The organism is Streptomyces sp. NPDC023157 (assembly GCF_055560575.1).
This window is the reverse complement of record NZ_JBVHIL010000004.1, coordinates 472,905-494,466: the sequence shown is the minus strand read 5'-3', so window position 1 is coordinate 494,466 and position 21,562 is coordinate 472,905. Positions and strand designations below refer to the sequence as shown.

The 21,562-nt window shown below is 71.2% G+C and carries 16 protein-coding genes; 9 read left to right on the top strand and 7 right to left on the bottom strand.

Translation table 11 applies throughout. The features are described from left to right. From nuoL to ACZ3ZE_RS17285, 5 genes are all read left to right on the top strand, one after another. Entirely contained in the window at positions 1-1,896 is a 1,896-nt protein-coding gene (nuoL, locus tag ACZ3ZE_RS17305) for an NADH-quinone oxidoreductase subunit L (protein ID WP_467259587.1), read from the top strand. Positions 1,897-1,901: 5 nt separating this feature from the next. Then, positions 1,902-3,473, top strand: coding sequence for an NADH-quinone oxidoreductase subunit M (locus ACZ3ZE_RS17300; protein WP_467259585.1), 1,572 nt, complete (start codon positions 1,902-1,904; stop codon positions 3,471-3,473). Continuing rightward, positions 3,470-5,119 (top strand): NADH-quinone oxidoreductase subunit NuoN, encoded by a 1,650-nt coding sequence (nuoN, locus tag ACZ3ZE_RS17295; RefSeq protein ID WP_361165751.1) that lies wholly within the window; start codon positions 3,470-3,472, stop codon positions 5,117-5,119. The genes ACZ3ZE_RS17300 and nuoN overlap by 4 nt, the downstream gene beginning before the upstream one ends. Positions 5,120-5,286: 167 nt before the next feature. Beyond that, positions 5,287-6,294, top strand: coding sequence for a helix-turn-helix transcriptional regulator (locus ACZ3ZE_RS17290; RefSeq protein WP_361165754.1), 1,008 nt, complete (start codon positions 5,287-5,289; stop codon positions 6,292-6,294). A gap of 43 nt (positions 6,295-6,337) precedes the next feature. After that, positions 6,338-7,162: a dioxygenase family protein gene (locus tag ACZ3ZE_RS17285; protein ID WP_361165757.1), complete on the top strand. Its 825-nt coding sequence runs from the start codon at positions 6,338-6,340 to the stop codon at positions 7,160-7,162. 26 nt (positions 7,163-7,188) lie between these two features. On the opposite strand, the gene fahA is transcribed toward ACZ3ZE_RS17285, so the two are convergent. Beyond that, complete coding sequence (gene fahA / locus ACZ3ZE_RS17280; RefSeq protein ID WP_467259583.1) at positions 7,189-8,418, bottom strand: fumarylacetoacetase; 1,230 nt, start codon at positions 8,416-8,418, stop codon at positions 7,189-7,191. Positions 8,419-8,702: 284 nt separating this feature from the next. Here fahA and ACZ3ZE_RS17275 point away from each other — a divergent pair, with 284 nt between their 5' ends. Together ACZ3ZE_RS17275 and ACZ3ZE_RS17270 are read left to right on the top strand one after the other, a co-directional pair. Further along, positions 8,703-9,983, top strand: a complete 1,281-nt coding sequence (locus ACZ3ZE_RS17275) for an LPXTG cell wall anchor domain-containing protein (protein ID WP_467259581.1) — start codon at positions 8,703-8,705, stop codon at positions 9,981-9,983. Positions 9,984-10,063: 80 nt separating this feature from the next. Next, positions 10,064-11,335 carry an LPXTG cell wall anchor domain-containing protein gene (locus tag ACZ3ZE_RS17270; protein WP_467259579.1) on the top strand — a complete coding sequence of 424 codons (1,272 nt, stop codon included), beginning with the start codon at positions 10,064-10,066 and terminating at the stop codon, positions 11,333-11,335. A gap of 30 nt (positions 11,336-11,365) precedes the next feature. Here the strand turns inward: ACZ3ZE_RS17270 and ACZ3ZE_RS17265 are convergent, their stop codons facing one another. After that, complete coding sequence (locus ACZ3ZE_RS17265; protein WP_467259576.1) at positions 11,366-13,375, bottom strand: CocE/NonD family hydrolase; 2,010 nt, start codon at positions 13,373-13,375, stop codon at positions 11,366-11,368. Between the two features lie 18 nt (positions 13,376-13,393). Continuing rightward, the gene (locus ACZ3ZE_RS17260; protein WP_361165772.1) at positions 13,394-14,899 is read right to left on the bottom strand and encodes a peptide MFS transporter; all 1,506 of its coding nucleotides are present in this window, start codon (positions 14,897-14,899) and stop codon (positions 13,394-13,396) included. Between the two features lie 196 nt (positions 14,900-15,095). On the opposite strand from ACZ3ZE_RS17260, the gene ACZ3ZE_RS17255 reads away from it, so the two are divergent. Continuing rightward, complete coding sequence (locus tag ACZ3ZE_RS17255) at positions 15,096-16,106, top strand: polyprenyl synthetase family protein (RefSeq protein WP_361621320.1); 1,011 nt, start codon at positions 15,096-15,098, stop codon at positions 16,104-16,106. Positions 16,107-16,281: 175 nt separating this feature from the next. Next, complete coding sequence (locus ACZ3ZE_RS17250) at positions 16,282-17,457, top strand: LolA family protein (RefSeq protein ID WP_361165778.1); 1,176 nt, start codon at positions 16,282-16,284, stop codon at positions 17,455-17,457. 73 nt (positions 17,458-17,530) lie between these two features. Here the strand turns inward: ACZ3ZE_RS17250 and ACZ3ZE_RS17245 are convergent, their stop codons facing one another. The 4 genes from ACZ3ZE_RS17245 to ACZ3ZE_RS17230 all read right to left on the bottom strand — a co-directional run bounded on the left by ACZ3ZE_RS17245 (position 17,531) and on the right by ACZ3ZE_RS17230 (position 21,471). After that, a complete protein-coding gene (locus tag ACZ3ZE_RS17245; RefSeq protein ID WP_467259574.1) occupies positions 17,531-18,838 on the bottom strand; it encodes a M28 family metallopeptidase in 1,308 nt (435 codons plus the stop codon). Positions 18,839-19,077: 239 nt separating this feature from the next. Further along, positions 19,078-19,473, bottom strand: coding sequence for a hypothetical protein (locus tag ACZ3ZE_RS17240; protein ID WP_467259572.1), 396 nt, complete (start codon positions 19,471-19,473; stop codon positions 19,078-19,080). Positions 19,474-19,688: 215 nt separating this feature from the next. Then, positions 19,689-20,543, bottom strand: a complete 855-nt coding sequence (locus tag ACZ3ZE_RS17235) for a helix-turn-helix domain-containing protein (RefSeq protein ID WP_467259569.1) — start codon at positions 20,541-20,543, stop codon at positions 19,689-19,691. A 295-nt stretch (positions 20,544-20,838) separates the two neighbouring features. Then, on the bottom strand, positions 20,839-21,471 hold the full coding sequence (locus tag ACZ3ZE_RS17230; protein WP_442303763.1) for a hypothetical protein: 633 nt from the start codon (positions 21,469-21,471) through the stop codon (positions 20,839-20,841). Positions 21,472-21,562: the final 91 nt, after the last annotated feature.

Here is a 21,562-nt window from a genome sequence, read left to right as displayed (position 1 = left end):
GTGGACAACCTCATTGCGCTGCTCGTCGCGGCGCCCCTGCTCGGAGCCGCCGTCCTGCTGTGCGGCGGCCGGCGGCTCGACAAGACCGGGCACTGGCTCGGCACCGTGCTCGCCGGCGTCACCTTCGCCATCGGCGTGGTCCTCTTCGCCGACATGCTCTCCAAGAGCGCCGACGACCGGGCCCTGCACCAGACCCTGTTCACCTGGATCCCCGTCGAGGGCTTCCAGGCGGACATCGCCTTCCAGCTCGACCAGCTGTCGATGACCTTCGTCCTCCTCATCACCGGGGTCGGCACCCTCATCCACGTCTACTCGATCGGGTACATGGAGCACGACGAGCGGCGCCGCCGCTTCTTCGGCTACCTCAACCTGTTCGTCGCGGCGATGCTGCTGCTGGTCCTCGCCGACAACTACCTGCTGCTCTACTTCGGCTGGGAGGGCGTCGGCCTCGCCTCGTACCTCCTGATCGGCTTCTGGCAGCACAAGCCCACCGCGGCCACCGCCGCCAAGAAGGCCTTCCTGGTCAACCGGGTCGGCGACATGGGCCTGTCGATCGCGATCATGCTGATGTTCACCACCTTCGGGACCTTCGCCTTCGGGCCGGTCCTGGAGTCGGCCGGCGAGGCCTCCGAGGGCAAGCTCACCGCGATCGGCCTGATGCTGCTCCTCGCCGCCTGCGGCAAGTCCGCCCAGGTGCCGCTGCAGTCCTGGCTCGGCGACGCGATGGAGGGCCCGACCCCGGTCTCGGCCCTCATCCACGCCGCGACCATGGTCACCGCCGGCGTCTACCTGATCGTCCGCTCCGCCGACATCTTCAACGCCGCCCCCGACGCCCAGCTCGTCGTCACCGTGGTCGGCGCCGTCACGCTCCTCTTCGGTGCGATCGTCGGTTGCGCGAAGGACGACATCAAGAAGGCGCTGGCCGGCTCGACGATGTCGCAGATCGGCTACATGATCCTGGCGGCCGGCCTCGGCCCCATCGGCTACGCCTTCGCGATCATGCACCTGGTGACCCACGGCTTCTTCAAGGCCGGGCTCTTCCTCGGCGCCGGTTCGGTCATGCACGGCATGAACGACGAGGTGGACATGCGCCACTACGGCGGCCTGCGGAAGTACATGCCGGTCACCTTCGTCACCTTCGGCCTCGGCTACCTCGCGATCATCGGCTTCCCCGGCCTGTCCGGCTTCTTCTCCAAGGACAAGATCATCGAGGCGGCCTTCGCGAAGGGCGGTACCGAGGGCTGGATCCTCGGCGCGGTCACCCTGCTGGGCGCCGCCATCACCGCGTACTACATGACCCGCGTGATGTTCATGACCTTCTTCGGCGAGAAGCGCTGGCAGCCGGACGAGAAGGGCGAGCTGCCGCACCCGCACGAGTCGCCCAAGTCCATGACGGTCCCGATGGTCCTGCTCGCCTTCGGCTCGGTCTTCGCCGGCGGCCTCTTCGGCATCGGCGACCGCTTCGTGAAGTGGCTGGAGCCCGTCACCTCCTTCGAGCACGGGCACCCGCCGATCAGCGCCGGGGCGATCACCGCCGCGACCGTCGCCGTGATGGTCCTGGGCGTCGGCCTCGCCTACCTCCAGTACGGGCGCCGGCCGGTCCCGGTCACCGCCCCGCGCGGCTCGCTGCTCACCCGGGCCGCCCGCCGCGACCTGCTCCAGGACGACTTCAACCACGTCGTCTTCGTCCGGGGCGGCACGCACCTCACCCGCTCCCTGGTCTACGTCGACCACAGCCTCGTCGACGGCGTGGTCAACGGCACCGCGGCCTCGGTCGGCGGGCTGTCCGGCCGGCTCCGCAAACTGCAGAACGGCTACGCCCGCTCGTACGCGGTCTCCATGTTCGGAGGTACGGCGGTGCTCATCGCCGCGACCCTGCTGATGAGGGCGGTGTAACCACCATGTCTTTCCCGCTCCTGACGGCGACGGCAGCGGTGCCGGCGGTCGGTGCGATCCTCACCGCCGCCGTGCCCGCCGCCCGCCGTACCACCGCCAAGTGGCTCGCGCTGCTGGTCTCGCTCGCCACCCTCGTGCTCGCCGCCGTCGTCTTCGTACGGTTCGAGCCCGGCGGCGACCGCTACCAGCTCGTCGAATCGCACTCCTGGATCAAGGACTTCGGCGTCCGCTACGAGCTCGGCGTGGACGGCATCGGGGTGGCGCTCATCGCGCTCACCGCGCTGCTCATCCCCTTCATCGTCCTCGCCGGCTGGCACGACGCGGACCCCCTGGAGACCTCCTCCAAGCGGTGGCGGCCCACCCAGGGCTTCTTCGCCCTGATCCTCATGGTCGAGGCGATGGTGATCCTCTCCTTCGAGGCCACCGACGTCTTCCTCTTCTACATCCTGTTCGAAGCCATGCTCATCCCGATGTACTTCCTCATCGGCGGCTTCGGCGACCGCGCCCACGCGGGCTCCGACGAGAACGCGGCGGCCCAGCGCTCCTACGCGGCGGTCAAGTTCCTGCTCTACAACCTGGTCGGCGGCCTCATCATGCTGGCCGCCGTCATCGGCCTCTACGTCGTCGCCGGCAACTTCTCCCTCACGGAGATCGCCGAGGCGCGGGCCAACGGCTCCCTGGAGATGGCGACCAGCACCGAGCGGTGGCTGTTCCTCGGCTTCTTCTTCGCCTTCGCGGTGAAGGCCCCGCTGTGGCCGCTGCACACCTGGCTGCCGAACGCGATGGGTGAGGCCACCGCCCCGGTCGCCGTCCTCATCACCGCCGTCGTCGACAAGGTCGGCACCTTCGCGATGCTCCGCTTCTGCCTCGGGCTCTTCCCCGAGGCCTCGAAGTGGGCCACCCCGGTGATCGTCACCCTCGCGCTGATCAGCATCGTGTACGGGGCGCTGCTCGCCGTCGGCCAGCGGGACATCAAGCGCCTGGTCGCCTACGCGTCGATCTCGCACTTCGGCTTCATCATCATGGGCATCTTCGCGATGACCAGCCAGGGCCAGTCCGGCGCCACGCTCTACATGGTCAACCACGGCATCTCGACGGCCGCGCTGATGCTGGTCGCCGGCTTCCTGATCTCCCGGCGCGGCTCGCGGCTCATCGCCGACTACGGCGGGGTGCAGAAGGTGGCCCCGGTGCTCGCCGGGACCTTCCTGATCGGCGGCCTCGCCACCCTGTCGCTGCCCGGACTCGCCCCGTTCGTCAGCGAGTTCCTGGTCCTCGTCGGCACCTTCTCGCGCTACCCGGTGGCCGGGATCATCGCCACCACCGGCATCGTCCTCGCCGCGCTGTACGTCCTCGTCCTCTACCAGCGGACGATGACGGGCCCGGTGAAGGAGGAGGTGCGCGAGCTGCCGGACCTGCGGGCGCGCGAGTTCGCCGTGGTCGTCCCGCTGATCGCGGTGCTGATCTTCCTCGGGGTCTTCCCGAAGCCGCTGACGGACGTCGTCAACCCGGCGGTCCAGCACACCATGTCCGATGTCCAGCAGAAGGACCCGAGCCCCGAAGTGGAGGCGGCCAAGTGAGCACCACGGCTGTCCACACCCTGTGGACGACGGCCGCCGAGCCGATCAACAAGATCCCGGCACCCCACATCGAGTACACGCAGCTCTCGCCCGTGCTCATCGTGGTCGGCGCGGCCGTCGTCAGCGTCCTCGTCGAGGCCTTCGTGCCGCGCAAGGGACGCCACTACACGCAGGTGTTCCTGAGCGTCCTCGCGCTCGTCGCCGCGTTCGCCGCGGTCGTCGGCCTCGCCGCCGGCGGCTACGGCTCCACCAAGGCGCACCTCGCGGCGATGGGCGCCATCGCCGTCGACGGCCCCGCGCTGTTCCTCCAGGGCACCATTCTGCTCGCCTCGGTCGTCGCGATCCTCACCTTCGCCGAGCGCAGGCTCGACCCGGCCGACCACGGCCACCGGGTCGACTCCTTCGCCGCCGAGGCCGCCGCGGTCCCCGGCAGCGAGCAGGAGCGGGCGGCCGTCAAGGCCGGCTTCACCACCACCGAGGTGTTCCCGCTGGCCCTGTTCGCGGTCGCCGGCATGCTGGTCTTCCCCGCGGCCAACGACCTGCTGACCCTGTTCGTCGCGCTGGAGGTCTTCTCCCTCCCGCTCTACCTGCTGTGCGCGGTCGCCCGCCGCAAGCGCCTCCTCTCGCAGGAGGCCGCGGTCAAGTACTTCCTGCTCGGCGCCTTCTCCTCGGCGTTCCTGCTCTTCGGGATCGCCCTGCTCTACGGCTACGCGGGCTCCGTCTCGTACGCCGCGATCGCCGACGTCGTCGACGGCGACGTCCCCGGCATCGACCCGGCGCTCGCCGACACCATGGGCAACGACGTCCTGCTGCTCATCGGCTTCGCCCTGGTGCTGATGGGGCTGCTGTTCAAGGTCGGCGCCGTCCCGTTCCACATGTGGACCCCGGACGTCTACCAGGGCGCCCCGACCCCCGTCACCGGCTTCATGGCCGCCGCGACGAAGGTCGCCGCGTTCGGCGCGATGCTGCGCCTGCTGTACGTGGTGCTGCCGGGGCTCACCTGGGACTGGCGGCCGGTCATGTGGGCCGTCGCCATCGTCACCATGCTGGGCGGCGCGATCGTCGCCATCACCCAGACCGACATCAAGCGGCTGCTCGCGTACTCCTCCGTCGCCCACGCCGGGTTCATCCTGGCCGGTGTCATCGCGGCCACGCCCAGCGGCGTCTCGTCGGTCCTGTTCTACCTGGGCGCCTACTCCTTCGTGACGATCGGCGCCTTCGCCGTGGTCACCCTGGTGCGGGACGCGGGCGGCGAGGCCACCCACCTGTCCAAGTGGGCGGGTCTGGGCCGCCGTTCGCCGCTGGTCGCGGCGGTCTTCGCGGTCTTCCTGCTCGCCTTCGCCGGCATCCCGCTGACCTCCGGGTTCTCCGGGAAGTTCGCCGTCTTCAAGGCGGCGGCGGACGGCGGCGCGGGCGCCCTGGTCGTGGTCGGTGTGATCTCGTCCGCGATCGCCGCGTTCTTCTACATCCGGGTGATCGTGCTGATGTTCTTCAGCGAGCCGAAGGCGGACGGCCCCACGGTCGCCGTGCCCTCGGGCCTCACCTCGGTGGCGATCACCGCCGGTGTGGTGGTCACGCTGGTGCTCGGCTTCGCGCCGCAGTACTTCCTGGACCTGGCGAACCAGGCGAGCGTGTTCGTGCGGTAGCCGTATGCCGCACTGCGCCGGGAGGGCCCGGCCACCGTCTTGGTGGCCGGGCCCCTTCGCGTACGCGTCGGCCTTCCCTCCCTCGGGGTGACCCGCCGGGGGCCCCTGTGTCATCGTGAGGGACCGGATTGGTCTCGACCACTCGACCAGTTGAGGGAGGCCGCACGATGCGCGGGACGACCGTGGCGCCCGACACCCCCTGCGCCGAGTCCCGGCGCGGCGCGTTACCCCTGCACCGACTGGAGCTCCGCCTCCCCGACGACGTGCCCTTCGCCGTCGGCAGCTTCGACTCCATCGGCCCGATGTCCCGGGCCGCCTTCCCGCACCGCCACACCTTCTACGAGTTCGTCCACGTCACCCGGGGCACCGGCACCCACGTCGTCGACCTGGCCCGGTGGGAACTGCGCCCGCCGCACCTGGGCCTGATCCTGCCGGGCCAGGTGCACCACTGGGAGGACGCCCGGGACCTCGACGGCACCGTCGTCCTGTTCACCCCCGAGTTCCTGCTCGACCACCCCGGCGACCGCGAGCTGCTGCGCCGCCTGGGCGCACACCCCTGGCTCCGCCTCGACCCGGCCGAACACGCCCGCACCGCCCGCCTGATGGCCGAACTCCGCGAGGAGTACGGGCAGGTGGACGCCGGCTTCGCGACCGTGCTGCGGTCGCTGCTGCACGTCCTGCTGGTGCGGGCGGCGCGGCTCGGGGACCGGACGGCGCGCCTCGGCGACGGGACGGCGGGGCGGGGCGGGCAGTCCCCGCCGGGGCAGTCCCCGCCGGGGCGGTCGGCGGGACGGCACCGGCCGCCGGCCGGGCGGCACGCGGTGGTCGCCGAGGAGTTCGCCCGGCTGGCCGCCCGTACCGGGGCCGACGGCGTCTCCGTACGGGAGTGCGCGGAGCGGCTCGGGGTCACCCCCGGCTACCTCACCGAGGCCGTACGGGCCGCGCTGGGCCGCACCCCGGCCGGAATGCTGCGGGAGGCGCGTACCCAGGAGGCCCAACGGCTGCTCGCACGCACGGACTTGTCGGTCCGGCAGGTCGCGGCCAGGACCGGCTTCGACGACCCCGCGTACTTCAGCCGCTTCTTCCGCCGGGAGACCGGGATGAGCCCGGGGGAGTTCCGAAAGCACCACGACCGCCGTGTTCCGTCCATCGAAGCGGGCCCCGGACCGGCCTAGGTTTCTGGTCGATCGTTCAGCCCCCCCCACCCGAGGAGCAGGCATGGACAGCGAGACCAGCACCGGCCACGTCACCCGGAAGGCGGTGCTGCGCGCGGCGATCGCCGCCGGCATGGCCGTCCCCACGGTGCTCATGGGCGTCCCCGCGCTCGCGCGTACCCTCACCGACGGCCCGGTCGGGCCCGCGCTGACGCCGGAGTGCGACGACGGCGACCACCCCACCGTCGAGCAGATCGAGGGACCCTACTTCAAGCCCAACTCGCCCTTGCGGTCGAGCCTGTTGGAGCCGGGCCTGCCGGGCGTGCGGCTCACCGTCAGCGGCTACGTCTTCGGGCGGGCCTGCCTGCCGGTGTCCGGGGCGCTGCTCGACTTCTGGCAGGCCGACACCAACGGCGCGTACGACAACACGGGCTTCCGCTTCCGGGGCCACCAGTTCACCGGCGCGGACGGCTCGTTCAAGCTCAGCACCATCGTGCCGGGGCTCTACCCGGGCCGCACCCGGCACCTCCACGTCAAGGTGCAGGCCCCGGGCCGGCCGATCCTGACCACCCAGCTGTACTTCCCGGGCGAGCCGCGCAACAACACGGACTCGATCTTCGACGCGCGGCTCCTGATGAACGTGCGGGACGCGGGCGGGGCCAAGGAGGCGGCGTTCGACTTCGTCCTCGACGTGCCGCAGACCCCCGGCCCGACGCCCACGCCGACCCCGACCCCGACGACGCCCGGGGGCACCTGGGCCGTGGGGACCGCGTACCGGGCGGGGGACGCGGTCACCTACGCCGGGCGGGGCTATGTGTGCCTCCAGGCGCACACCGCCCAGCCCGGCTGGGAGCCGCCGACGGTGCCCGCGCTGTGGCGGGCGGTATGAGGGCTCCCGAGGGCTCCTGAGGGGACTCAGCCCGCGTTCGGTGCGATCCGGCCCGTGACCTCGCCGAGCGCGATCCGGGTGCCGTCCGGGCCGGGCGCCCACGCGGTCAGCGTGACCTCGTCGCCGTCCTCCAGGAACGTCCGCTTGCCGTCGGCCAGTTCGAGGGCGTCGCGGCCGTTCCAGGTGAGTTCGAGGAGCGAGCCGCGCTGGCCGACCTCGGGGCCGGAGACCGTGCCGGAGCCGTAGAGGTCGCCGGTACGCAGGGAGGCGCCGTTCACCGTCATGTGGGCCAGCTGCTGGGCGGCGGTCCAGTACATGGTGGAGAACGGCGGCTCGGCCACCACCTCGCCGTTGATCGTCACGGTGATCCGCAGGTCGAAGCCGCCGGGCTCCTCCTCGGCGGCGTCGTCCAGGTACGGCAGCAGGCCGAAGTCCCGCGCGGGCGGCGCGACCCGGGCGGCGTCCAGGGCCTCCAAGGGGGTCACCCAGGCGGAGACGGAGGTCTGGAAGGACTTGCCGAGGAACGGGCCGAGCGGCACGTACTCCCAGGCCTGGATGTCGCGGGCCGACCAGTCGTTGAGCAGCGTCACGCCGAAGACGTGCTCACGGAAGTCGCCGAGCGCGACCGGGCTGCCGAGCGTGGACGGGGTGCCGACGAGGAAGCCGACCTCCGCCTCGATGTCCAGCTTCACGGAGGGCCCGAAGACCGGCGCCGGGTCGGTGGGCGCCTTGCGCTGACCGGCCGGGCGGACCACGTCGGTGCCGGAGACCACGACGGTGCCGGCCCGCCCGTGGTAGCCGATCGGCAGGTGCTTCCAGTTCGGGGTGAGCGCGTCGCCGTCGGGGCGGAAGATGCGGCCGACGTTGGTGGCGTGGTGCTCGCTCGCGTAGAAGTCGACGTAGTCCGCGACCTCGTACGGCAGGTGCAGGGTGACCGCGTCCAGCGGGTGCAGCAGCGGCTCGACGACCGCCCGGTGCGCGGGCACGGTCAGCCAGCCGGTGAGCGCGCGGCGCACGTCGCGCCAGGCGGTGCGGCCGGCGGCGAGCAGCGGGTTCAGGCTCGGCTGCGCGAGCAGCGCGGCGTACGGCGAGCCGAGCGCGCGTGCCGCGGCCCCCGCGTCGAGCACGTGCCCGCCGATCCGGACGCCCAGCCGGCGCCGGCCGGGCTCGTCGGCGGTGCTGAAGACGCCGTACGGAAGGTTGTGCGGGCCGAAGGGATCGCCCTCGGCCAGGTCGAGCGGGCTCTGCTCGGGCATCGGTGCTTGCCTCGCTTTCCAGGTGTGTGGGGGACACGTTACGGGGCGGGCGGCGAGGCGCAGATGACATGTGTCACACGGAAAGCGGGGCCTCCGTGGGCAACTGTCCGGGTTCGAGTGGTTTGCCTGTGCTGTGGGTTCGCTGTGCCGAGGTGAACGCGTTCAGACCTCTGTTCCGGCGGTCGTTTCCAGCCATACGATCACGGGGTCGTCGCGCCGCGTGAGTTCGCCGCGGTCGCGGCCCCCGCACCTCATTTCATGCGCCTGACGAGAAAAGGTCCATCGTGAAGATCCGTCGCATTCTCGCGACCGCCGTGGCCGCTGCCGTGACCACCCCGGTCGTGCTCCTCTCCGCCGCGCCCGCCTTCGCCGACACCAAGCCCGGCACCACCGCCGAGGCGCGCAACAAGAAGCCCACGCTGGACGAGCTCCGCCTGGCGGTCACCAAGGCGCAGGCCGTGTACGACGCGGCCGTCGTCGCCGACTCGGACGCCCAGCGGGCCATGGACGAGTTCGACAAGCCGACCAACCCGCTGGCCGTCACCCTCGCCGCCGCGAAGAAGGCCTCCGCCGAGGCCGCCGCCGCCAAGGTCCTCGCCGACGAGGCGCTGACCAAGGCCAAGGACGCCCAGGCCAAGCTGCCCGCCGACGCGCCCCAGGCGGACAAGGACGCGGCCGAGAAGGCCGTGGCCGACGCCCAGAAGGCCGCCGACGAGGCGAAGACCACCGCCGACACCAAGGCCGCGGCCTACACCGCCGCGGACAAGGCATTCGACGACGCCGGCGTCGCGCTCTCCCGCAAGATCAACGAGGCCCAGAAGGCCAAGGCCGACGCCCTCAAGGCCCTCGACGCGGCCAAGAAGGAGCTGGCCGACGCCCAGGAGGAGCCGGGCGAGGACGACTGCGACTTCGACAAGAACTTCGTCACCACCCTCACGGGCCCGACGAAGGTCACCGCCGGCACCAGCGGGATCTTCAACCTGCGCGTGACCAACAAGAACAAGGCCGGCGGCCTCACGTTCGACGAGGTCGGCGGCTGGGCGGACGCGTTCTCCCTGGACGACGGCCAGGACAAGTACCTCCGCGTGGACTGGTCCACCGTGAACAGCCCGAAGTGGCAGCCGGTCGACGAGGAGGAGGGCTTCTCCAGCCTCGCCGCGGTCAAGCCGGGCGGCTCCTTCGACTTCAAGCTGAAGGTCACCGTCGACGCCAAGGCCAAGGCCGCCGACGCGGTCGTGGCCGGTGGCGGCGGCTACCAGAACAAGGACGGCGCCTGCGGCTTCACCGACGAGGGCGCCTACGCCGAGTTCACCGTCGTCAAGCCCGCCAAGCCCGCCCCGGGCAAGGACAACGGCAAGGGCAACGGCAACACCACCGAGCAGGGCGGCTCGTCGAAGACCCCCGTCACCACCGGCGGCACCACCGGCTCCACCGGCGGCACCCTCGCCAAGACCGGCGCGGGCTCCTCCACGATGCCGATCGCCCTCGCGGGCGGCGCGGCCGTCGTGCTCGGCGCGGGCGCGATGGTGCTCGTGCGGCGTCGTAAGGCCGGCGCGGACGCGTAACCGGATCCGTACCGCGTGAAAAGGCCCCGATTCCGTCACGCATGGGATCGGGGCCCGCTGTTTCTTCTGAAGGGCATTTGATGAAGTTCCGTCGCATTCTCGCCGCCGCCGTCGCCGCGGCGGCCCTGACCGCACCCGTCGCGGTCCTCTCCGCCGCGCCCGCGTTCGCGGATGCCCGGCAGGCGGCGAAGCCGACCGTCGAGGAGCTGAGGCTCGCGCTGACGAAGGCGCAGGCGGTGTACGACGCGGCGGTCCGCAACGACGCCGAGGTCCAGAAGAAGGTCCTGGCCACCCTCAAGTCCCTGACCCTGGGCGGTGACCATCCGCTCGCCGTCGTCTACACCGCGGCGGAGAAGGCCGCCGAGACCGCCGCCGCCGCGAAGACCGAGGCGGACGCCAAGCTGGAGAAGGCGCGGGCCGACCAGGACGCGCTGCCCGAAGGCGCGACCCCCGAGCAGGAGGACGCGGCCCAGAAGGCCGTGGACGACGCGCAGAAGGCCGTCGACGAGGCCGCCGCCGCGAAGACCGAGGCGGACGCGAAGGCCCGGCGCGCGAGCGACGACATGGTGGACGCGCAGGCCGCCGCCGCGCGCGAGGCCTCGGTGGCCCGCTCGGCGAAGGACGACGCCCGCAAGGCCCTCGACGCCGCCAGGAAGGCGCTCGCCGACGCCGAGAAGGCGGCGGGCGGGACGGGCTGCCTGCGGGGCGACGCTCTCGCCGCCTCGCTGACCGGCCCGGACACGATCGCGGCGGGCGGCAGCGGCGACTACGTCTTCCGCCTCACCAACACGAGCGAGCGCACGCTGGGCGGGGTCAGCGGGATCTCCACGGCCTTCGGCTGGGAGCGGATCGAGCAGGACTGGCGGCACGTGAAGGTGGACTGGTCCTCCGTGAACAGCCCGAAGTGGCAGCCGGCCGACAAGGGCTTCGCCAGCGGCACCGCGCTCAAGCCCGGTGAGTCCTTCGACTTCAGGCTGAAGGTCAGCGTCGGCACCGCGACCGAGGCCGACAGCGGCGAGCTGGAGATCGGCGTGATCCGTTTCACCGAGGAGGACGGGACCTGCGGTTACTCCACGGTCGGCGGCCACCAGCACTTCACCATCACGGGGAAGCACGGGAAGCCGGAGCAGCCCGGGAAGCCCGAGAAGCCGGAGCAGCCCGGGAAGCCGGCTCCGGGTGAGGGCACCGGCGGCACGGGCGGCTCCACCGGCTCGGCGACCGGCGGCGGCCTCGCCACCACCGGTTCGAGCGACGCCACCATGCCGCTCGCCCTCGCGGGCGGCGCGGCCGTGGTCCTGGGTGCGGGCGCGATGGTGCTCGTGCGGCGTCGTAAGGCCGGCGCGGACGCGTAACGCGGCCACGGCGGGCCGGCGCCCTCGGCGTCAGCCCGCCGTCCGAGGGATCTCCCGTTCCCACGTCCGGTGGAACACGACCTCGCCGCCCTCCTTGCAGATGACCTCGTTCGTGGTCAGGAACGTGTCCGCGTCGCAGTGGATCTCGGAGTGGGTGTCGATGGTGACGTCCCAGGCCATGTCCGGGCGGTGCAGGCGGATCGACCAGTCGGAGCGGGTGCGGGCGGTCAGGGGGCCGGATTCGGCGATCGTGTAGGTCTCCAGGGCGGCCTCGGTGAATTCGAGGCCGTCCGGGTAGACGCGGGTGCCGCCGTAGCGGGGGTCGACCTCCAGGCGCCATTCGCCCTTGGCGACGTCCCGGACGACGAGGCGCTCGGGGCGGGGCTCCTCCAGGGTGGCGGGGTAGCTGACGCCGAGGGGTTCGGACTGTTCGGGTTGTTCGAAGGTGACGGCGTCCACGGTGGGGGCGCGGACCGGCAGGGTCAGGGACGAGCCGGCCGGGTCGAGGGTGAAGCCGGCGGCGTCGGGCTGGGGCCAGATCCAGGGCCAGTACGTGGAGGAGACGGCCAGCCGGACGCGGTGGCCGGGCGGGAACGTGTGGCCGATGCCGTTGAGCTCGAAGCCGACGCCCTCCCATTCGCTGACCTGCGCCTCCACCGCGCGGTCGCGGCCGTAGCGGGCGGAGAGGTTCAGGACGCCGCGGGTGACCAGGGTGGAGGAGCCGTCGGGGGCGACGTCGCAGAGCCGGGCGATGACCTGGCCGGTGGGCGCGTCCGCCAGCAGGCGCAGGGCGACGGAGGGCCGGCCGAGGATCTCGATGGGTTCGCCGTCGGTGGGCACGAGGAAGTCGAAGCAGGCCGAGTGGGCGTCCTCGGCGCGCTGGTCCGGCGGCAGGTCGGCGTCGTTGCCGAAGGGGAAGAAGCGGCCCGCGTCCAGTCCGGTCTGCTGGGGTGAGCGGACCGGTGTCGGGGCGCCCGCGAAGCCGTACGTGACGGGGGTGACGTGCGGGGAGGGCCAGGCGGGGTCGGTGACCCAGCGGCCGGGCAGCTCCTCGTACACGGTGGCCGGCGGGTGCGAGCCGCTGATCCAGGAGCGCAGCAGCGGTTCGGCCATCACATCGTTGTCGGCGCCCTTGAGGTGGTGGTCCCACCAGCGCAGGGTCTCCTGGAGGAAGCCGATCGCCGGGCCGGGCGGCAGCCCGCGGTCCGGGTACTGGTGCGACCAGGGGCCGATGATGCCGCGGACCCGGTCCTGGGGGAGGTGTTCGACCAGCCGGAGCACGGTGTCGCGGTACGGGTCGTGCCAGCCGCCGACGGCGAGGACGGCCGCCCTGATCGCGGAGTAGTCCTCGCAGACGCTGCCGTGCCGCCAGTAGGCGTCGCGGGTCTGGTGGGCGAGCCAGGTGTGGACGAGCGGTTCGACGGCCTCCAGGCGCCTCAGCCACAGCTCGCGCCACTCCTCGCCCGCGTACAGCGGGTCGGGCGGCCGGGAGACGAAGGCGAGCATGGTGGCCGCCCAGGCGTGCATGTCGACGGCGAGGACGGAGCCGCCCATGTAGTGCACGTCGTTGTCGTAGCGGTCGTCGGTGGAGCAGACGGTGACGATCGCCTTCAGCGGCTCGGGGGCGAGCGCGGCGATCTGGAGCGAGTTGAAGCCGCCCCAGGAGATGCCGAACATGCCGACCTTCCCGGTGCACCAGGGCTGTTCGGCGAGCCAGTTCACGACGGCGACGCCGTCGGCGAGTTCCAGGGCGTCGTACTCGTCGCCGGGCAGGCCCTCGCTGTTGCCGTGGCCGCGGACGTCGACCCGTACGGAGGCGTAGCCGTGGCCCGCGTACCAGGGGTGGCGCTGCCAGTCGCGGGGCGCGGTCCAGTCGGTCAGGCGGTACGGCAGGTACTCCAGGAGCGCCGGTACGGGCTCGTCGGTGAGGGGGCGCCACACGCGGGCGTAGAGCCGTGTCCCGTCGGGCATCGGGATGTGGATGTCCTCGTGGCGGGTCTCGTACGGGAAGTCGGTACGGGTCTGCGGCGTCGGGTGCATCGGTTACCTCGGGCTGCCTCAGTGGACGGGGTGCATGGTGCGGCGCAGCCACGGCGCCAGGGCGATCACGGCGAGACCGACGGCGACCGCGATGGCGCCGTTGACGCCGAAGTAGACGGGCTTGGAGACGTCGTCGTAGAGCTTCACCGTCTGGGCCTGGATGCCGTTGGCGAGCGCGAGGGAGAGGAACCAGAGCGACATCGTCTGGCTGGAGAAGGCCTTCGGCGCCAGCTTGCTGGTGGCGGACATCCCGGAGGTCTCCAGGAGCACGTCGCCGAGGCCGAGCAGCAGGTACGAGCCGACGATCCACCAGGCGGCCATCTGGTACGTGTCGTCGGCGTGCCCGGAGGTCGGCAGGACCATCAGGAGGAACGACAGGCCGCCGAGGATCACCCCGAAGGCGATCTTGTTGGAGGCGTGCGGCTGGCGGGGGCCCATCCGCGCCCAGACGGTGGCCACCACGGGCGCCAGGAGCACCTCGAAGGCGCCGAGGGCGGACGCGTACCAGCTGGCCGGGAAGTCGAAGCCGAGGATGGTCGTGCGGGCGTTGGTGGACGCCAGCAGCATCATCGTCGAGTACGCCTGGAAGAGGATGAAGTTGAACGCCACCGAGGCCAGGAAGAGTACGACGTACGGCTTGAGGCGGCCCCGTTCCTCGGCGGTCACCCGGGGGCTCGCGAACATGACCCAGAAGTAGACGACCGGTGCGATCACCGAGATCAGGGTGAGCAGGTCGACGAAGCGGTCCATGGTCAGCCAGCCGGCCATGGCGAGGGCGGTCGCGACGAGGGCGGTGGCGAGCACGCCGATGACGATGGTGCGGATCGCGCGGCGCAGGGCCTCCGGGGCGAGCGCGTACTCGGCGGAGTGCTTGCGCCCGGCCAGGTGACGGCGGCCCGCCACGTACTGGATCAGGCCGAAGGTCATGCCGATCGCGGCGGCCGAGAAGCCCCAGTGCCAGCCCTTGTGGTCGCCGAGCCAGCCGGTGATCAGCGGGCCCGCGAAGGCGCCGATGTTGATCGCCATGTAGTACAGCGCGAATCCGGCGTCGCGGCGCTCGTCGTCGGTGCGGTACAGCTTGCCGACCATGGTGGCCACGTTCGGCTTGAGCAGTCCGGTGCCGGCGCTGATCAGGCCGAGGCCGACCCAGGTCATCGCGGGGGTGGGGACGGCCATCGCGTAGTGGCCGCAGGCGATCAGGACGCCGCCGTAGAGGACCGCCCGGTACGAGCCGAGGATCCGGTCGGCCAGCCAGCCGCCGGCCACCGAGACCAGGTAGACGAGGGTGCCGTACGCGGCGGAGACCGAGGCGGCGGTGCCCGGGGCCATGCCCATGCCGCCGTGCGCGACGGTGTCGGCGAAGTACAGGACGAGGATCGCCTGCATCCCGAGGAACGAGAAGCGCTCCCAGACCTCCAGGCCTGAGAGGGTGAGCAGACCCCTCGGCTGCCCGAGGAACGCGGTGTCGTCCTCGGGCGGCGGCTGCTCGCCGTTCGTGTCGGTGTCGATCGTTGTTCGGGACAAAACGTGCACTCCTGGTCGTATGAGCTGATCACGAACATACCGGGGGTGACGGGAAGGCGCCCACGGTGATCGAAACGTGACCGGATACGCTGGCTTGAGTGAATCGACCGACACATCGACAATCCGAGTGATGGCGTGTGGTTCGGACAGCGTCAAGGACAGCGTCAGCAGGCGTCAGCAGACAGGAGACCCCCTCGTGACCGTCGTCGGGCCGTTCGGTCTTAGCGTGCGGGACCAGGCTCTCGAAGCCGATGTCCAGACCGGATTGGCGGCGGTGGAGGCCGGCCTCCTCGACGCCACCAAGAGCGACGTGCCGTTCATCACGGAGGCCGCCCAGCATCTGGTGCTGGCCGGCGGCAAGCGGTTCCGGCCGCTGCTCGTGATGCTCGCCGCCCAGTTCGGCGATCCGTACGCGCCGGGTGTCGTGCCCTCGGCCGTCGTCGTCGAGCTCACCCATCTCGCCACGCTCTACCACGACGACGTCATGGACGAGGCGGACGTGCGCCGCGGTGTCGACAGCGCGAACACCCGCTGGGGCAACTCCATCGCCGTCCTCACGGGTGACTTCCTCTTCGCCCGCGCCTCGCACACGCTGGCGGACCTCGGACCCGAGGCCGTACGCATCCAGTCCGAGGCGTTCGAACGGCTCGTGACCGGTCAGATCCTGGAGACCGCGGGCCCCCAGGAGGGCCGCGACCCGGTCGACCACTACCTCGACGTGCTCTCCGGCAAGACCGGCTCACTCGTCGCCGTCTCCTGCCGCTTCGGCGCCATGATGTCCGGCGCCGACGAGAGCGTCGTCGACATCCTCACCCAGTACGGGGAGCGGCTCGGCGTGGCCTTCCAGCTCGCCGACGACGTCCTCGACATCGCCTCCGACTCCCACGAGTCCGGCAAGACCCCCGGCACCGACCTGCGCGAGGGCATCCCCACCCTCCCGGTGCTCCGCCTGCGCGCCGCCGCGGCCGCCCACGGGCGCCCGGAGGACCTGGAGCTCGTCGCCCTCGTCGACGGCGACCTCACCGACGACGCCCGGCACGCCGAGTGCCTGCGCCGGCTCCGCGTCCACCCGGCCCTGGAGCAGGCCCGCCGCGACACCGTGCGGTACGCGCAGGAGGCCCGCGCGATGCTGGCCCCGCTGCCCGAGGGGTACGCGAAGTCGGCGCTGGCGGAGATGTGCGACGCCGTGGTGCACCGGGCGGGTTAGCGCCTGTCTTTCGGATCATGCCGGGCTCGCGGGGCCTGGACCTCCGTCAGGGGTTCTCGGGGTGGGGTCATCCTGGAGGGGTACTCCAGGTTGATCCCGAGGGCTGACGTTTCCGGGCCGCCGGTTTGGTGAGATGGATCCATCGACCAAGGTGCCCACGGAGGTAGCGCAGACCATGGCAACGAACGAAAACCGTCAGCGTAAGGCGAGCCGTTACGTCGTCCCGGTCGCCGTGGCGGGGGTGGCGGCGGCGACGATCGGCCTCGTCCCCGCACTCGCGGCGTCCGGCGACCCTGACCTGCCCGAGATCACCGCGCAGCAGCTGATCGAGAAGATCGCCGCCTCGGACACGCAGACCCTGTCCGGCACGTTCAAGATCAGCACCGATCTGGGCCTGCCGTCCTTCGCGGGCCTGCTCCCCGCCGCCCCGTCCGGCTCCTCGTCCGCCGACCCGGCCGACAAGCTCACCCAGCTGGTCTCCGGCTCGCACACGCTGCGGCTCGCGGCGGACGGCCCCGACCGGCAGAAGCTGACCCTGCTGGACGGCTCCGACGAGTACAGCCTGGTCCACAACGGGAACGACGTCTGGGCGTACGACAGCAAGTCGAACGAGGTCTTCCACGAGAAGGCGGACGGCAAGGGCCCGAAGCCCGAGGACACGAAGCTGCCCGGCACCCCGAAGGAGCTCGCCGACGAGGTCCTGAAGGCGGCCGGCGACACCACCTCGATCACCGTCGGCGGCACGGCGAAGGTGGCCGGCCGGGACGCGTACCAGCTGGTGATCAAGCCGAAGCAGTCCGGCTCGATGGTCGAGTCGGTCAAGATCTCGGTGGACGCCTCCACCGGCACGCCGCTGAAGTTCACGCTGGCCTCGGTCGACGGCGGCAAGCCGGTCGTCGACGCGGGCTTCACCAAGGTCGACTTCGGCAAGCCGGAGGCCTCGGCCTTCGACTTCAAGGCCCCCAAGGGCGCGAAGGTGACCGAGGGCGCGGCCGAGAAGGGCGCCCACGAGGGCGCGGACAAGCCCTTCGGCGGCCTGGGCGACCTGGCCGGCCTGGGCGGCTTCGGCGCCGGCCCCGACGGCAAGGACGGCTCCGTCAACGTCATCGGCGAGGGCTGGACCACCATCGCCAAGCTGGATTCCGGCGCCCCCGCGCCGAAGACGGACGAGGCGCCGAAGGAGGTCCAGGGCTTCCTGGACGCGCTCGGCGACAAGGTGAGCGGGAAGTTCGGCTCCGGCACGGTCTTCAAGACGAAGCTGGTCAACGCGCTGATGACGGACGACGGCAAGGTCTACGTCGGCGCCGTGACCCCGCAGAAGCTGGTGGACACCGCGAACGCGGCGAAGTAGCGAGGCGGTTGGTTGGGACCCCGGGTGGGTCGGGGGCGATGGTCACCGACCCACCCGGGAGTTCTTTCGGGCCTTAGGGGAACGTCAGCTTGAACTGGCTGATGTAGCCGGTGTCGGCCGAGGCCTTGTCCTGGACCCGCAGCTTCCAGACGCCGTTGGCGACCTCGGAGGAGGCGTTGACGGTGTAGGTCTGGTTGATGTTGTCGGTGCTGCCGCCCGCACGGTTGTGCAGGTTGTAGACCGAGCCGTCGGGGGCGATGAGGTCGACGACGAGGTCGCCGATGTAGGTGTGGACGATGTTCACACCGACGGCGAGGGTGGCCGGCGCGTTCCCCGTGACACCGGAGACGGTCACCGACGAGGTCACCGCGGCACCGTTGTCCGGCACCGACACGTCGGTGTCGTTGGTGAAGACGGTCCCGGTGGGCGGGGTCGTCGAGCCGCTCGACAGGTTCCACACCGCGTACGCGATGGCATCCGCATTGCGGTCCAGGGCCGTGTCGTTGATGTTCGCCGTGGTGTCGCAGGACGCGTGGTAGCAGCGGTCGAACGCCAGACCCGAGGTGCCGCCCCACTTCTGCGCCTGGGCGGCGGTCTTGATGTAGTCGGCGCCGGAGAAGAGCCCGCCGACGGGGATGCCGACGTTCTTGAACGGCGCGTGGTCGGAGCGCCCGTCGCCCTCGGTCTCGATCTCCGTGGGGACGCCGATGCCGGCGTAGTAGTTCTTGAAGGTCTGCTCGATCGTCGGGTCGTCGTCGTAGACGAAGTAGCCCGGGTTGGGCGAGCCGATCATGTCGAAGTTCAGATAGCCCGTGATCTTCGAACGCTCGGCCGCGGGCAGGTTGTTGACGTAGTACTTCGACCCGATCATCCCGTACTCCTCCGCGCCCCACCAGCCGAAGCGGATGTGCTTGGAGGGCTGGAGCTGGGCCCGGGAGACGGCGAGCGCGGTCTCCAGGATGGCCGCGGAACCGGACCCGTTGTCGTTGATGCCGGGCCCGGCGGTCACCGAGTCGAGGTGCGAGCCGGACATGACGACCTGGTTGGGGTCGCCGCCCGGCCAGTCGGCTATCAGGTTGTAGCCGGTGGCGCCGTTGTAGCTGAACGACTGGAGCGTGGTGGTGTACCCGGCCGCGTCCAGCTTGGCCTTCACGAAGTCGACCGAGGCCTTGTAGCCGGTACGGCCGTGGGCCCGGTTGCCGCCGTTGGCGGTGGCGATCGACTGGAGGTCGGCGAGGTGCTGCTTGACGTTGGCCACGGGTATGTCGGGCGGCGTCACGGCCTGCTCCGAGGCGGAGGCGACCGGCGCGACACCGGCGAACACGCCGAGCACGAGCGCGGAGGCTCCGACGGCAGCGGAAAGTCTCGCGGAGAGTTTCATGTGGGGGCTCCGGATTCCGAACTGGGGATGGTACGGAACGTACGAGCGCCTCGCACCAGGGGTGGCACGAGGCGTTGGAGCTGTGCGGTTGCGCTGTGTGTGACGAATGTTCAGCGAGAGTTTGACATCGCGTCAAGGGCGGAATTCGGTCATGGGTGTTCGGTTTTCGAACAGGATGCCGAGGGGGCGCCTCTGTTTAACTCCGAGCTGTGGAACGGGGATCTGGCCGCTCGGCAGCTCTAGGGCTGGTCGCCGCTGTCGAGCGCGTGTGCGTTGAGGAACGCGCCCGCGTGGGCCGCCGCTTCCTCGGCGGTCGCGTAGAGCGTCTCGCCGGTGGCCGTGCCGGTTGCTCCGTCAGCGCCCTCGGCTGTCCAGCCCCACCCGCCGGAAGGCGACTGCGCGACCTCGGCGTTTCCGCCGAACAGCGCGAGCGTGCTCTTGCCCGTCGTCGTGGGGGCCGGGCGGCTGACGGCGTCGGGCCACTTCTTGCGAGCGCCCTGTCGGGTGATGCCCCAGACGGCTCCCAGCTGCTCGTAGCTGGCGCCCCAGGACCCGGCGGTCGCCGCCGCCTTGGCGGTGAGCCGTCGCACCTCGGCGTCGATCACCTTCCATGCGGCCAGGATGGACAGGGTCACGTCGACAGGTTCCGCGTCCCACATGCTTTCCGTCGTCTGCCCGGTCGCTCGGGAGCGGAGGGCCGAGGCCAGGGGATTCAGGGCGTCGTACAGGGCCTTTTCGAGCTCTGCACGCTCTTCCGGAGTGATCTCAGAAGCCATCATGTGACAACTATAGTTCACGAGAGTGCGTGTGGAAACTAAAGTTTCCATGGTGTGGCGTCCGGAGGCGGGCTCTAGGCCGCCTCCGGTTCGCCTTCGCGGCAGTCCAGGCACAGGCCGTCGGGTGCGGGTGTGCCCCGGAGCGGGCGGCCGCAGTCTTCGCATTCCGCGAAGGGGGAGCGTGGCGACGTCAGGGTCATCCGGCGGTGGGGAGTGGGGGGCGGCGCCGGGATCGGGGGCGGGAGGAGCTTCGCCAGGCGGTGGGCCACGAGGCCGGCCGGGTGGGCCAGGTTCTCCGGGAGGCACGCCGTGAGGGTGCGGCTCACCGCGTCAGGGGAAGCGCCCCGGTCCAGCCAGACCGTGACGTCCGGGGCCAGGCGCTCGACGTCCCGGACTCCGAGGAGCAGGCGGGGTTCGCGGACGCGGAGGTTCGCGAGGAGCGCTGCGGCGGGGCGGTTGTGTTCCGCGAGGGGCGGGGGCGGGGGCTTCGGCGGGCTCATCGGGCGCCCTGAGGTGTCCCCTGCCTGTGCCCGTGCCCGTGCCCGTGCCGGCGGCTTGGGTGGTGTCGGTGTCTCGCCTGCCGTTCCCGGGTCAGCCCCCGGGCGGTTGTACGAGACCGTGCGCGGGACGAAGCGGCCGTCCGGGAGGCGTTCCCTGGTCCGTGCCAGGTAGCCGTGCTTCTCCAGCTCCCGCATCGCCGCCGCGACGCGCAGTTCGCTCTCCGGGTGCAGGGCAGCGATCGCCTTGATGCCGACGCTGGCCCCTGCCGGAAGCGACTGGAGGTACAGGGCCAGGCCCTTGGCGAGCAGGGAGAGTTCGCGGTGCTGGGCGAGGTGGTTGCCGACGACCGTGTAGCGGGTCGTGTGGCGGACATTGACGTGTACGAGCCCGGTGGCGTGCGGGCGCGCGCTAGTCTTCTGGGTATCCATCGGGAAGGGGTCTACTTCCTCGGTGGTCAGGCCCTCGATCGGGATTGCAGTCCCGGCCGGGGGCCGACGTCTGTCTGGGGTTGTGGCGTGAGCATATGCCACGCAACCTGCGCCGAATCCAGTCCAGTTGGCCCAAGTCACCCGTCCGGGTGATGGGCCCGCCCGGGGAGATCGGGGGAGGCTGGAGGGGTTGGGTGGGGGATTCCCCAAGGCCTTTAAGTCTTTGTGTCGGGGGCCTCCGCGTCGCGGGCGTCCACGACGCGGGCCGCCTGGTGACCTGAGTCGGAGCGGGTGCTCAGTACAGCTTCTTCACCGCGGTGTTCAGGGTGTTCTTCCACGGGATCACAGGCGGATCGCCCCAGTAGCTCTGCCACAGGACCAGCGTCACCGTGTCGCCGTCGCGGCCCACGCCCCACAGGTAGTTGTAGTCGGGGCGCTCGGTGGCGTTGGAGTCGAAGGTGTGCATCCCCTGAAGGGTGGCGCCCTCCTCGACGTTGATCACCCCGTGGTCGACGTAGGTTGCGGTCACGCCGGGCCGCTGCGGGGCGTGCGCGCAGGCGATGTAGTCCTGCCGTGCCTTGTCCGCGAAGGCGATGGCCTCGGCCTCCGTGCCGAAGACCGCCACCTTCTGCTGGGCGAACGCGGTCTCCGCGGTGGAGAAGTCCCGGTGCCACACATTGACTTCGGCCGGCTCGGCGGGCCAGCCCACCGGACAGTCGAAATCGTCACCCCACCCCCGGGCGGTCGGCTGGGCGCGCCACGACTCGGTCCTCGGCAAGTCGGAGATGTACAGGGTCCCCGGCTGCGGCCGCCACTCGTCGGCAGCCACCGCCTGACCCGGCGCCACCCCGGCCCCCAGGGCCCCGATCGCCAGCACCGCGGCCCCCGCCGCGACCGCGCCCCCGCGCAGCCGTGCACGTACCCCCATGGCTCCCCTTTTCCCGTGCGCTTCGATCACCCCGTTCCGCCCCGGACCGGGGCGGACGCCCTTCCACGGTAGGGTGCCAGCGCCCGTGCGG

Coding starts and splice junctions, on each gene's coding strand:
- ACZ3ZE_RS17290 (WP_361165754.1), top strand. CDS start 5,287: ATGCGCGGGACGACCGTGGCGCCCGACACCCCCTGCGCCGAGTCCCGG.
- ACZ3ZE_RS17285 (WP_361165757.1), top strand. CDS start 6,338: ATGGACAGCGAGACCAGCACCGGCCACGTCACCCGGAAGGCGGTGCTG.
- ACZ3ZE_RS17270 (WP_467259579.1), top strand. CDS start 10,064: ATGAAGTTCCGTCGCATTCTCGCCGCCGCCGTCGCCGCGGCGGCCCTG.
- fahA (WP_467259583.1), bottom strand. CDS start 8,418: ATGCCCGAGCAGAGCCCGCTCGACCTGGCCGAGGGCGATCCCTTCGGC.
- ACZ3ZE_RS17265 (WP_467259576.1), bottom strand. CDS start 13,375: ATGCACCCGACGCCGCAGACCCGTACCGACTTCCCGTACGAGACCCGC.
- ACZ3ZE_RS17230 (WP_442303763.1), bottom strand. CDS start 21,471: ATGGGGGTACGTGCACGGCTGCGCGGGGGCGCGGTCGCGGCGGGGGCC.
- ACZ3ZE_RS17245 (WP_467259574.1), bottom strand. CDS start 18,838: ATGAAACTCTCCGCGAGACTTTCCGCTGCCGTCGGAGCCTCCGCGCTC.
- ACZ3ZE_RS17300 (WP_467259585.1), top strand. CDS start 1,902: ATGTCTTTCCCGCTCCTGACGGCGACGGCAGCGGTGCCGGCGGTCGGT.
- ACZ3ZE_RS17235 (WP_467259569.1), bottom strand. CDS start 20,543: ATGGATACCCAGAAGACTAGCGCGCGCCCGCACGCCACCGGGCTCGTA.
- ACZ3ZE_RS17250 (WP_361165778.1), top strand. CDS start 16,282: ATGGCAACGAACGAAAACCGTCAGCGTAAGGCGAGCCGTTACGTCGTC.